Raw genomic sequence first — 11,861 nt, 5'->3', positions numbered from 1 at the left:
TCGGGGGGGGCCCCCGCTTTGGCCGAAGGCGCCTTCCGCGCATCAGCGAGGAGGGCGCCGGCGGCGTAGTGATCAGTACAGGCCGTTGTAGATGTTGTAGCCGTAGCCGATCTGTACGCGCTTGCTGATCGTGCCGGTCCCGGTGGACGTGTAGCGGTACAGGTCGCCGTAGCCGTTGACGCCGACCAGGTCGGCCCTGCCGTCCCCGTTGATGTCGCCGGGCGCGGCGAACTTGTTGTAGATGTCGAAGCCGGAGCCGATCTTCACGCGCGCCTTCAGTGGCGAGGACGCCTGGCCCGTGCCCTCGTACAGGTAGAGCGTGCCGTCCTTGGCGATGGCCACCACATCGGTCCTGCCGTCATCGGTGAGGTCGCCGGCGCCGACGATGTGGCGGTACGTGCCGTAGCCGTAGCCGACCTTGATCTTGGCGCCGAACTCGGTGAGGCCGTTGCCCGGATACAGGTACAGGTCGCCCTTGGTGTCGCGGGCCAGCAGGTCGCCCTTGCCGTCACCGCTCAGGTCGCCCGGCCCGATGAGATCGTCGTAGCCGCCCCAGCCGCTGCCGAAGGAGTGGTCCCCGATGGTCAGCCGACCGTCCTTGACCCAGAGTTCCTCGGGTCGGCCGTCGGAGTCGAGGGAGGAGACGAGCCGCTTCATCGGCCCGGCCTCGGCGACGTTGCGGAGCCCGCGGGAGGCGAACTGTCCGTTGTTCTTGGAGTCGTACCACCACCAACGGTGGTCGTCGGTGGTGCCCACGGCCTCGTGCTTGCCGAAGTCGGGGTTACCGCCCTGGCCGACGAACAGGGCGGCCTTCTGCCAGCCGAAGGCATCGGCGTCACGCGTGCGGAAGCCGCCCTGACCGGTGGACCGGTAGATGTACGTGTCGCCGTTCGGCTTGCGGCCCATGAGGTCGCCGTGGCCGTCTCCGTTGAGGTCGTCGACACCCACGAGCTGGTTGTAGATCTGGAAGCCGTAGCCGATTCTCTTGGTCGGCGTCTTGAAGGGCTTCGCCGCGTCGCCGGTGCCCGCGAAGAAGTACAGGTCGCCGCCCCTGGTGCGGGTGACGACATCGCCGAACCCGTCACCGTTGCTGTCGTTGAGGCCGACGATCTGGTCGTACGTCTCCCAGCCCGAGGCGACCTTGACCGCGGGCGCGAAGGGCTCGCCCTTGATGGCGCCGGTGGAGGCGTGGAGGTAGACGTCCCCGGAGGGCGTGCGCGCGAGCAGGTCGTTGTGGCCGTCACCGGTCAGGTCGCCGGGGGAGAGGATCTTGTTGTACTTCTGCCAGCCGTCACTGGACCACGTGGCGGGGGAGGTCCTCTCCTCGCCCGCGCTCGGGTACAGCGTGAGCGTGCCGGTCGCGGACAGCGTGGCGATCTCGGGCGGGCCGTCGGCGTTGAGGTCGCCCAGCGCGATGATGTCCTTGTGCATCTCCCGCTCGTCGGTGGCGGGGATGCGGAACGGGTAGTCCGGGGTGGACCCGCCCGCCTTGACGTACAGGACGCCGTCCACGCCTCGGTAGAGGAGGTCGTTGTCGCCGTTGCCGTTCAGGTCCAGGCGCGGTTTCGTGCCCGTGGCCGGCGTCTCGGGGCCGCCGGAGCCCTTGGAGGCGTCGTCGGCCGAGGCCGGAGCCGCCAGCAGCATGCCGGCGGAGAGAACGAGTGCGGTGCAGGCCGAGATGCGTCTCGCGCGCTTCGCGCGTGCGAGACCGAAACGGCCGGGTGTAGCGGAAGGCAATGTCCCCCCAGGGATTCTCCGCGTATGGGTGTCACCAGCGGGACGGGAGTGATTCAGGCTTGAATCAGCTGGTGTTCACATCGACCCCCGCCGGCCCTCATTGGAGGGGGCTGTTCTCAGTCATCCTAGGTGCGTTTTCGGCCATCCCCCTCCGGTGTTGGCAAGAACTGACCGGCAGTGGCCACGCGGGGACCGTGTGTCGCAGACGCGTCGGCGGATGCCCGAGGATGCCGACCCAGACGACGGAGCGGGGGCCCCCGTGGTGAAGGGGGCCGCCGCTCCGTTGCGCGCGTCTCTCAGACCGCCGCCGGCGCCTTCGCCGTTTCGGAAGGCGTGGCCGGGTCCGGGGCCGCTGTCGGGGCGGCCTCCTCCTGGCTCACGTTGAACTCCGCCAGGAGTTCCTTGCTGAAGCCGAAGAAGTACGTCGCCAGGAAGCCCGCGAGGTAGCCGACGACGAGGCCGCCCGCGTAGATCGCGATCGTGGCGCCCAGGCCGTGGTTGCCGTCGAGCAGGGGGAACAGGGCCCAGCCGGAGGGGCCGATCGCCGTCGAGCCGACCGCGTCGCCCAGCTGGTTGAAGAAGCCGACGAACGCGCCGCCGAACGCACCGCCCACGCAGGCCGTGATGAACGGGCGGCCCAGGGGGAGCGAGACGCCGTAGATCAGGGGTTCGCCGACGCCCAGGAAGCCGGCGGGCAGGGCGGACTTGATGGTCTTGCGGATCGACTCGTTGCGCGGGAGGCGGAAGTACGTGGCGATGGCCGCGCCGACCTGCCCGGCACCGGCCATGGCGAGGATCGGGAGCAGGACCGTGTAGCCCTGCTGCTCGATGAGCGTGGTGTGGATGGGGATCAGGGCCTGGTGCAGGCCCAGCATGACCAGCGGGAGGAAGAAGCCGCCCAGGATCAGACCCGCGCCCGCGCCGCCGTTGGACAGCAGCCAGTCCGCGAAGTCACCGATCGCGGTGGAGACCTCACCCGCCACGTACATCAGGCCGAAGATCGTGACCAGGCCGGAGATGAGGACCGTCAGCGTCGGCGTGACCAGCACGTCCAGCGCCTCGGGCACCCAGCGGCGGCACCACTTCTCCACGTACACCGCGAGCACCGCCGCGCCCAGGGCGCCGAGGACGCCGCCCTGGCCGGGGGAGAGCTTCTGGCCGAACGCCTCGATGTTCGCGACGCCCGGGAAGACGATGATCGCCGCGACCGCACCGCCCAGGATCGGCGTGCCGCCGAACTCCTTCGCGGTGTTGTAGCCGACGAAGACCGCGATCAGGGCCATGAAGCCGGAGGCCATCGCGGCGAGGGCGGGGGTGACCGAGGGCAGCCATTCGAGGTTGACCAGCAGGCCGTTGAGCCCGGCGATGATGCCGCAGCCGATCAGGGCCGGGATCAGCGGCACGAAGATGTTGGCGATCCTGCGCAGGAACAGCTTGAACGGCGTCGCGTTCTTCGACTTGCGGGCCGCCTTCATCGCGGCGCCCTGCGCGGCCAGCTCCTCCGCCGTGAGCGGGGCGGCGTCGGCCGGGGCGGGGGCGGGGGCCTCGGCCTTGCCCTCCTCGACCAGCTTTTCGAACTCCGGCGTGACGCGGGCGACCGTACCGGGACCGAGGACGATCTGGTACGTGTCGTCCTCGACCACGCCCATGACCGCGGGGACGGCCTTCAGCGCGTCGTCCTGGACGAGCGAACGGTCGTGCAGCCCGAGCCGGAGCCGGGTCATGCAGTGGGCGATGGAGCTGACGTTCGCGGCGCCACCGACGAGCGGAAGGATCGCGGCGGCAGTGGCGCGGTTCTTGTCTTCTGTAGCCATGGTGCGTGGTGCCTTGCTGTGCGGGGGAGAGGTGGTGCAGCAGGTCAGGTGGTGCGGGGGGCGGCGGCGAGCGCGGCGCGGAGGTGGCCGTCCGACTCGGACAGGAGCGTGGCGGCCGTGGGGCCGTCGACCTGGCCGAGGATCGTCAGGATGGCGTTCTTCACCTCGCCGTCCGTGGCGGCGAGCGCCGCCTCGATCTCCTCGTCGGGCGCGCCGGTGGCCAGCGCGACGATGCGCCGGGAGCGGGCCCGCAGCTTCTCGTTGGAGGCGCGCACGTCGACCATGAGGTTCCCGTACGTCTTGCCGAGGCGGATCATCGTGATGGTCGAGATCATGTTGAGCACGAGCTTCTGCGCCGTGCCCGCCTTGAGCCGGGTGGAGCCGGTCAGCAGCTCGGGGCCGACGACGACCTCCAGCGGGTGCTCGGCGGCGGCGCCCAGCGCGGAGGCCGCGTTGCACGACAGGCCGAGGGTCAGGGCGCCCTTCGCCCGGGCGTGCTCCACCGCCCCGATCGCGTACGGCGTGCGGCCCGAGGCGGAGATGCCGACCACCGTGTCGTCGGCGGTGAGCTCCAGCGCCTCCAGGTCGGCGGCGGCCAGCTCCTTGCTGTCCTCCGCGCCCTCGACGGCGGTGACCATGGCGGACGGGCCGCCCGCGATCAGGCCGATGACGTCGGCCGGGTCCGTGTTGAACGTGGGCGGGCACTCGCTGGCGTCCAGCACGCCCAGCCGGCCCGCGGTGCCCGCGCCCGCGTAGATCAGCCGGCCGCCGCGGGCCATGCGCTCGGCGGTGGCGTCGATCGCGGCGGCGATCTCGGGAAGCCGCGCGGCGACGGCGGCCGGGACGGTCTGGTCCTCGCCGTTCATGATCCGGGCGATCTCCGCGGTGGCCAGCCGGTCGATCTCGGCGAGCTCCGGGCGGAACGCCTCGGTGGTGAGGGTCGCGAGCTGGGCGCGCAGCTCGCCGTAGCCGTCGGGGGTGGCGTCGGCGTCGGTGAGGGAGGTCATGGGGAGCGGCTCTGCTTTCTCGTACGGCGTGCGGATGCGGGGCGGGTGCGGGGCGCTGCCGGAGGCGTCCGGGTGACGGTCAGCGGGTACGCGGGGTGTGGCGGTGGGCCAGCGCCTCGTAGGAGGCGGCGAGGGCCGGGGCGGCCGTCTCGTACGTACGCTGGGCGACGCCTATGAAGAGGCAGTCGACCACCAGGAGCTGGCTGGTGCGGCTCGACATGGCGGCCGGGCGCAGCTCGCTCTCGCGTGCCGTGGACGTCGTCAGGACGTGGTCCGCGTACTGCGTGACGGGGCCGTCGGGGCGGCCGGTGATCGCGACCGTCGTCGCGCCCCGGTCGAAGGCGACGCGCAGCGGCTCTATGACGTCGCCCGTCGAGCCGGAGTGCGTGATCGCGATGGCCATGTCGCCGGAGCGGAGCTGCACGGCGTTGGTCACCGCGAGGTGCGGGTCCGTGTGGGAGTGGGCGATGAGGCCGATCCGGGACAGCTTCTGGGCCAGGTCCTGGCCGACGAGGGAGGACGCGCCCACCCCGTAGATGTCGATCCGGCGGGCCGTGGCGGCGGCGGCCACCGCGGCGCCCAGCTGCACCGTGTCGAGCCCGGCGGCCGTGTCGGCGAGGGTCTGCTGCTCGTCGTAGGCCAGCTTGGCGACCACGTCGGCGATGGGGTCGTCCACCGCTATGTCCGCGGTGACGGCGGGGGCGCGGCCGGACTCCTGGTGGGCGGCGAGACCGGCGAGCGCGAGGCGCAGGTCGCGATAGCCCGGATATCCCAGGAGGCGGGCGGTGCGGACCACCGTCGCCTCGCTGGTGCCCGTCAGCTCGGCGAGACCGGTGACCGTCAGGGCGGCGCAGCCCGCCGGGTCGCCGGCGACGGCCTCGGCGACGCGCTGCATCGAGCGGGTCATGGACGGCGCCAGCGTCCGCACCTTGGCGGCGAGGGCCGCCGGGGCCGGCGGCGAGTCCGGAATGAAACTTTCCTTCAGGTCATTGGTCACCCTTGAAAGATATTTTCAAGCCTCGAACCCGTCAACCCTCTTTGGTGTGACCTTTGGAAGAAGCGGTTGACGTTGCGTCGGGGGTCGTCCGCCGGGGGGCCTTCCGCCGGGCGGGTGGACAATGGCTGCATGGAGCAGAATCCGCCGGAGTCCGACCGGCCCGACCGCCTGGAGCAGGCGCTGCACACCGCCCGCGCCCTCGTCATGGCCGACCTCGCCGCCGGAGACGTCGCCGAGGCGCAGATCGTGTCCATGGTCGAGGACGCCGTGACGCACCGCCGCTGGTGGGTGGAGCAGTGGCCGGAGGGCGCGGAGTTCGTCGTCGGCCTCATCGCCCAGGACGTGCAGGACGCGCTTCTCGAGCGGTACGGCCGCTGGCCGCTCTGCCCGGTCTGCGACGCGGGCGACCCGCACGCGCTGGACGTCGAACCGGAGCTCGGGCCGCACCCGCACTGGGTCTGCACCAAGGCCGCCGTGGCGGTCGCCCCGGTCGGCGCGCTCGGCGGGACACTCCGGCGATGACGCGATGACGCTCTACATCGACCCGCCGACCTGGCCCGGACACGGGCGTCTCTGGTCGCACCTGGTCAGCGATGTGTCGTTCGAGGAACTGCACGCCTTCGCGGCGTCCATCGGCGCCCCGGCGCGGGCGTTCGAGCGCGACCACTACGACATCCCGGCCGCGAGTTACGCGGACGCGGTACGGGCCGGGGCGCGGGAGATCGGCTCGAAGGAGCTGGTGCGGCGGCTGACGGAGGCGGGTCTGCGGCGGCCGAAGGGGCGCCCGGCGCCGAAGCCGTAAGCCCCTCAAGCCCCGCCGTAAGCCCCTCAAGCCCCCGCCGAACGCCTCAGGGCCGTATGCATCGGCGCCCTACGCCTCAGCCCGTCGCGCACTCCGTCGACTCCACCGGTGCCCCCTTGGGCGCCCCCGCTCCCTGGGCCACCAGCCGGGAGGCCGCCGAGCCGCGCGCCCGCTGGAGCCGCAGCGAGAACACCACGGTCACCAGCGCCGCCACGGTCATCGCCGCCCCGGCCCACGCGGTCGCTTCGAAGCCGAAGTCCGCGTCGATCACCGTGCCGCCGAGCCACGGCCCGCCCGTGTTGCCCAGGTTGAACGCGGCGGTCGTCGTCGCCCCCGCCAGCGTCGGCGCGGCGCCCGCCACGTTGAACATCCGGGCGTTGAGCGCGGGCGCGGTGTAGAACGCCGAGAGGCCCAGCAGGAACGACAGCGTGATCACGGCCGCCTGGTTCGACGCGAACAGCGCCAGCGCCGCCAGGAAGACCGTGGACGCGGCGATTCCGCTCAGCAGCACCCCGAAGAGGTGCGCGTCCGCGACCCGGCCGCCGATCGTCGTACCGACCAGGGCGCCCACACCGAACAGCGCCAGCACGGTCGGCACCCAGCCGGAGTCCAGACCGGCGACGTCCGTCAGCAGCGGCGCGAGATAGCTGAACGCGCAGAAGACCCCGCCGGCCGCGAGCGCGGTGATCACGATCGACAGCCACACCTGGCGGTCGCGGTAGATGCCCATCTCCCGCTTGAGCTGCGGCTTCTCGGCGGGCAGCGGGATGCGCGGGATCAGCGTCGCCACGCCGGCCAGGGCCACCGCCGAGGCCGCGCCGACCGCCCAGAACGCCGACCGCCAGCCCAGGTGCTCGCCGAGGAACGCACCCAGCGGCACGCCCAGCACGTTCGCGATCGACAGCCCGCCGATCATCACGGCCATGGCGCGGGCCCGCGCGTTCACCGGCACCATCGCGATGGCGACGGCCGCCCCGACCGCCCAGAAACCGGCGCACGCGAAGGCGCTGACCACGCGGGACGCGAACAGCACCTCGTACGTCGGCGCGAGCGCGCCCGCGACCTGGCCGAGGCCGAAGACCGAGATCAGTGCGATGAGCGTGGTGCGGCGCGGCAGCCGCAGCGTCGCCACGGCGAGCAGCGGGGCGCCGACCACCATGCCGATCGCGAACGCGGATATGAGGAGTCCGGCGCGCGGGATCGACACGTCCATGTCGTCGGCGATCGGAGGCAGCAGCCCGGAGAGCATGAACTCGCTCGTGCCCAGGGCGAAGACCGAGAGACCGAGGATGTATACGGCCAGGGGCATACGGGAAGGGGCGCGCACGGCGGAGTCAGGCATGACAGGTGGCAACAGCGGAAACGTTCCTGACATTCCCCGGCCGACGGCAACCGGCCACCGGCTGCGGGCCCTCGGTGCTGGCCCTCGGCCCTCGGCCGCCGCCGGTCCCGGTCAGGGCGTGAGCAGCTCAAGCTCCGTCAGCAGGTTCTGCCGCGCCCTCGGCTCCCACTCCCTCGACCCGTACGGCGTACGGAACAGCTGCGGCAGGCCCAGGAGCTGCCGCAGCACCGCCGCCCTGCCCTCCCGGAACGCCTCCTCCGGGACGAACCCGTACTCCTCACGGACCTGCGCCGCGTACTCCCCGTACTCCTTCGGCGGCGCCGCCAGGATCGCCAGGTCCGCGTCGCACAGCACCTCTCCGTTGGTGTCCCCGGCGGCCGGGTCGTGTGTGACGGTGAGCCGGACGAGCCGCGCGACCTCCCCGGTCACCGCGTCCGGCACCCCGGCCTCCGGGAGCGCCCGCTCGGCGAGCACCGCGCTGCGCTCCTCGTTCTCCGACCGGTCGGGCCGGTACACCGCGTCGTGGAACCAGGCCGCCAGGCGTACGGCGTCCGCGTCGGCCGCATGCCCGGCGAGCGTGTCGACGCGGTCCAGGACCGCCGCGAGGTGGGCGGTCGTGTGGTACTTGCGCTGCGGCTCGGCCCAGCGGGCGAGGAGGTTGTCGGCGTACGGAAGCGGATCGGGGCCGTCCGCCCCGCCCCGGGCCGCGACGAGGGCGTCGTGCCAGCGGGTGCGGAGGGCTTCCTCGTACTGCGCGCGGTCGTCCGTCATGCGGACGAGGGTAGGCCGAAGTGGTCGGTGATGATCCGCAGGGTCACGGCGCCGTCCGCGTTGAACCCGGGCTCCGCCTCGTAACGCGGGGTCTCCCGGCCGACGATTCCGGCGGCCAGCAGCTCGCGTACCAGCAGGTCGCCGTGGCGGCGGGTCTCGCGGCGGGCACCCATGTTGAAGTACGTGGTCGAGAAACCGCGCCTGCTGTGGATGAAGTGGAACGGGTGGGTCTCGCAGTGCGGGACCATGAAGTTCTGCCCATGGGGGCACTCGCAGGCCGGGGTGGAGGCCAGGAACACGGTTTCCAGGGGGTTGGGGCTGCCGAAGCGTTCCTCATAACGGAAACCGGTGAGGTAGCCCGCCCGGGTCGCGAGGTCGCCGCCCTTGGCCGTGGCCGCGTCGTGCGTCAGCCAGGCCCAGCCGTCGGACGCGCCCTGCGTACGGGAGGGGAGGCCCAGGTCCGTGTAGATCCCGCTCAGCGTGGGAAGGTCGAGGCCCCTGGCATACGTGACGAACGTGTCCGGGGCGATGAGGGGTGCGGTCACAGCGCCGCCACCTCCCGGGCGAGCGGCGGCGAGGGCAGACCGAAGCAGGCGGCTATCGCGCGCACGATCCGCTCCTCCTTGTCGGAGTCGTGGGCATCGCAGTCGTGGGCCGGATCGGTCTCCCAGGCGAGGCATTCCGCGTCGGGGCCGATGAGGTTCGCGGCGAGCAGTTCGGCCGACATGTGGTCGGGGTTGTCGCCGACGCGCTGTTCCACGTCCTCGAAGCTGAAGTGGACGATCCACTTCCCGTCGCGCAGGTACGTGAAGTCCGGCCCGTGCGCCTTGGCGCTGCACGGCTCGGTCACGATGACCGCGATCTCGCCCCCGGACGCGCAGAGGCGGGTGTAGTCGATGTTGTCGTAGTCCTGGATCTCCCAGTTGGCCAGGTCATGCACCGCCCATGCCCAGCCCCCCGCCTCCCCCTCGGCAAGCGCCTCACGGTGCTGCTCACGCAGCCCCGCCACGAGCGCGGACCGGGTCAGCCCCCGGGCGAACACGAGGTTGACCTCGTGATTCGGAAACTCGCACACACTGTCGATCCAAGTCATGCGGCGAGCGTAGACGGGGGGAGTGACAACGGGACCGCGAGACGGCCCCGTTGCCGGCCCCTCGGCGTGACGTCAGTGGTCGTTGACGAAGTTCACGGCGTAGGAGCCCTGGCCGCCCTCACCCTCGAAGGTGAGCCCGATGTTGCTGTACTCGTGCAGGTTGTACTTGCCGCCCTGGGAGGCGCGGTGCGTGACGCAGGTGCCCTTGCCCGTCTTCACGGTGGCCTTGTAGTGACTGATGTTCAGGTCCCAGTCGTCGACCGTGACGAAGGCCGCGTGACCGTTCGCCGAGGTGTCGCACACGGAGATGATGTCGCCGTGCTCCTCGACATAGACCCGGACGCCCCTGCCGTTCCAGGTGTGGTCCCAGTTGATGCCGGTCGGCGCTTCGGCGGCGCCGGCGGGTGTGGCGGTGACCGTGGTCAGGCCGGCGAAGGCGGCCGCGCCGAGCAGGGCGGCGGTGCTCCGGCGGCGCAGGCGGGAACGCTTGCCTGCAACGGTGGTCGCGGTGGTGCGCTGCATAGACCCTCTTCGTGCTCGTCGTACGGGACTGACGCGCCGGTCCGGGAGCGGTGGTGCGGTCCTCCGCAGGCCGGGCGCAGGCTACGACGCGTGTGAGCGGTGATCCGGTTGCGGCGGGACACATATTCGCACGACACGCGCGCGATGGCTCTGGAACCCTACGCACGGGCGCGGGCCCGTTGTTCCTCTGCTGCCGACCGGATGGGTGAGCGATGACTTTCGTGCTGGTGGGACCGGTTCTGGAAGGTTCACGGGTGCGGCTCGAACCGCTTGAACCCCGGCACGCGGACGGGCTGTTGCGCGCGGGGCAGGAGAACCGGAGCTCGTACGGATACACCTGGGTCCCCGGGCCCGGGGAGGTCGAGGGTTATATCGAGGCCCAGTTGGGAAGGGCCGCCGCCGGGAAGCTGGCGCCCTACGTGCAGGTGGACCGGGAATCCGGGCAGGTCATCGGGGCCACGGCGTACTGGGAACCGCGCTACTGGACGGATGACGGCAGCCTCACCGCCATCGAGGTCGGCTTCACCTGGCTCGCCGCGTCCGCGCAGGGCACCGGGGTGAACACCGAGTCCAAGTACCTGCTCTTCCGGCACGCCTTCGAGGAGTGGGGCGTCTCGCGGGTGGACCTGAAGACCGATGCGCGCAACCGGCGTTCGCGGGCCGCCATCGAGTCGGTGGGTGCCACCTTCGAGGGCGTCCTGCGGAACTGGTCCCCCTCGTGGGCGCCCGGCGAGGAGGGGCGGCTGCGGGATTCGGCGATCTTCTCGATCACGGCGGAGGAGTGGCCGGATGTCAGGGGGCGCCTGGAGGCGCGGATGGGACGGGGAGCCGCGTAGACGCGGCACCGCCCGCGTCGGACGGACCCGGCGCGGGCGGTGTGTGACGGACGGGCTGGAATCACGCCTCGCCCCGGAACCTCCGGAGCCGTAGCGAGTTGCCGACCACGAACACCGACGAGAACGCCATCGCCGCGCCCGCGATCATCGGGTTCAGCAGGCCCGCCGCGGCCAGCGGGAGCGCCGCCACGTTGTACGCGAAGGCCCAGAACAGGTTCGTCCGGATGGTGCTGAGCGTCCGGCGGGCCAGGCGGATCGCGTCCGCCGCCGCTCGCAGGTCGCCGCGGACCAGGGCGAGGTCGCCCGCCTCGATGGCCGCGTCGGTGCCCGTGCCCATCGCCAGGCCCAGGTCGGCCCGGGCCAGCGCGGCGGCGTCGTTCACGCCGTCGCCAACCATGGCCACCGAGCGGCCCTCCGCCTGGAGGCGCTTGACGACGTCCACCTTGTCCTGCGGCATGACCTCCGCGTACACCTCGCCGATACCGACCTCGGCCGCGACCGACTCCGCCACCGCCCGGTTGTCCCCGGTCAGCAGGATGGGCGTCAGGCCCAGGCGGCGCAGGCGGGTGATCGCCTCCGCGCTGGTGTCCTTCACCGCGTCGGCCACCTCGACCACCGCGCGCGCCTCGCCGTCCCAGGCGACCGCGATCGCCGTGCGGCCGGCGGCCTCCGCCTCGGCCTTACGGGCGGCCAGGTCCGCCGGGAGGCGGATCTCCCACTCGGCGAGCAGTTGTTCGCGGCCGACGAGGACCGCGTGGCCGTCGACCACGCCCTGCACGCCGAGTCCGGGGACGTTGGTGAAGTCCTCCGGGGTGGGGAGGGGGGTGCCGGTGCGTTCGGCGGCTCCGGTGGCCACTGCCTGGGCGATGGGGTGTTCGGAGGCGTGTTCCAGGGCGCCGGCGAGGCGGAGGGTGTCGGTTTCGGTGGTTCCGGGGGTGGT

At 71.9% G+C, this 11,861-nt stretch carries 13 protein-coding genes; 3 read left to right on the top strand and 10 right to left on the bottom strand.

The window, feature by feature from the left end; all coding sequences use genetic code 11:
• Positions 1-72 precede the first annotated feature (72 nt).
• The 4 genes from ACN6LM_RS36210 to ACN6LM_RS36195 all read right to left on the bottom strand — a co-directional run bounded on the left by ACN6LM_RS36210 (position 73) and on the right by ACN6LM_RS36195 (position 5,555).
• A complete protein-coding gene (locus ACN6LM_RS36210) occupies positions 73-1,644 on the bottom strand; it encodes an FG-GAP repeat domain-containing protein (protein ID WP_445069674.1) in 1,572 nt (523 codons plus the stop codon).
• A gap of 389 nt (positions 1,645-2,033) precedes the next feature.
• Positions 2,034-3,551 (bottom strand): PTS transporter subunit EIIC, encoded by a 1,518-nt coding sequence (locus ACN6LM_RS36205; RefSeq protein WP_445069673.1) that lies wholly within the window; start codon positions 3,549-3,551, stop codon positions 2,034-2,036.
• A 44-nt stretch (positions 3,552-3,595) separates the two neighbouring features.
• Positions 3,596-4,558: an N-acetylmuramic acid 6-phosphate etherase gene (gene murQ / locus ACN6LM_RS36200; protein WP_445069672.1), complete on the bottom strand. Its 963-nt coding sequence runs from the start codon at positions 4,556-4,558 to the stop codon at positions 3,596-3,598.
• A gap of 79 nt (positions 4,559-4,637) precedes the next feature.
• Complete coding sequence (locus ACN6LM_RS36195; RefSeq protein ID WP_445069671.1) at positions 4,638-5,555, bottom strand: MurR/RpiR family transcriptional regulator; 918 nt, start codon at positions 5,553-5,555, stop codon at positions 4,638-4,640.
• A 129-nt stretch (positions 5,556-5,684) separates the two neighbouring features.
• Here ACN6LM_RS36195 and ACN6LM_RS36190 point away from each other — a divergent pair, with 129 nt between their 5' ends.
• Both ACN6LM_RS36190 and ACN6LM_RS36185 read left to right on the top strand, forming a co-directional pair.
• Positions 5,685-6,077: a hypothetical protein gene (locus ACN6LM_RS36190; RefSeq protein WP_445069670.1), complete on the top strand. Its 393-nt coding sequence runs from the start codon at positions 5,685-5,687 to the stop codon at positions 6,075-6,077.
• 4 nt (positions 6,078-6,081) lie between these two features.
• Positions 6,082-6,357 carry a DUF4031 domain-containing protein gene (locus ACN6LM_RS36185; RefSeq protein ID WP_445069669.1) on the top strand — a complete coding sequence of 92 codons (276 nt, stop codon included), beginning with the start codon at positions 6,082-6,084 and terminating at the stop codon, positions 6,355-6,357.
• A gap of 76 nt (positions 6,358-6,433) precedes the next feature.
• On the opposite strand, the gene ACN6LM_RS36180 is transcribed toward ACN6LM_RS36185, so the two are convergent.
• From ACN6LM_RS36180 to ACN6LM_RS36160, 5 genes are all read right to left on the bottom strand, one after another.
• Positions 6,434-7,666 (bottom strand): Cmx/CmrA family chloramphenicol efflux MFS transporter, encoded by a 1,233-nt coding sequence (locus ACN6LM_RS36180; protein ID WP_445069668.1) that lies wholly within the window; start codon positions 7,664-7,666, stop codon positions 6,434-6,436.
• 144 nt (positions 7,667-7,810) lie between these two features.
• Positions 7,811-8,470 (bottom strand): HD domain-containing protein, encoded by a 660-nt coding sequence (locus tag ACN6LM_RS36175; RefSeq protein WP_445069667.1) that lies wholly within the window; start codon positions 8,468-8,470, stop codon positions 7,811-7,813.
• Positions 8,467-9,015, bottom strand: a complete 549-nt coding sequence (locus tag ACN6LM_RS36170) for a hypothetical protein (protein WP_445069666.1) — start codon at positions 9,013-9,015, stop codon at positions 8,467-8,469. Before ACN6LM_RS36170 ends, ACN6LM_RS36175 begins: the two co-directional genes overlap by 4 nt.
• Complete coding sequence (locus tag ACN6LM_RS36165) at positions 9,012-9,563, bottom strand: hypothetical protein (protein ID WP_445069665.1); 552 nt, start codon at positions 9,561-9,563, stop codon at positions 9,012-9,014. Before ACN6LM_RS36165 ends, ACN6LM_RS36170 begins: the two co-directional genes overlap by 4 nt.
• Positions 9,564-9,635: 72 nt before the next feature.
• Positions 9,636-10,085: a hypothetical protein gene (locus tag ACN6LM_RS36160; RefSeq protein WP_445069664.1), complete on the bottom strand. Its 450-nt coding sequence runs from the start codon at positions 10,083-10,085 to the stop codon at positions 9,636-9,638.
• 212 nt (positions 10,086-10,297) lie between these two features.
• On the opposite strand from ACN6LM_RS36160, the gene ACN6LM_RS36155 reads away from it, so the two are divergent.
• The gene (locus tag ACN6LM_RS36155) at positions 10,298-10,921 is read left to right on the top strand and encodes a GNAT family N-acetyltransferase (protein WP_445069663.1); all 624 of its coding nucleotides are present in this window, start codon (positions 10,298-10,300) and stop codon (positions 10,919-10,921) included.
• Positions 10,922-10,982: 61 nt separating this feature from the next.
• Here ACN6LM_RS36155 and ACN6LM_RS36150 read toward each other — a convergent pair.
• The coding region (locus ACN6LM_RS36150; RefSeq protein ID WP_445069662.1) for a heavy metal translocating P-type ATPase at positions 10,983-11,861 on the bottom strand (879 nt) is incomplete at its 5' end.

This window comes from Streptomyces sp. SAS_281, assembly GCF_052542855.1.
The sequence above is the reverse complement of the archived record's forward strand: the minus strand, read 5'-3'. Positions and strand labels throughout refer to the sequence as shown.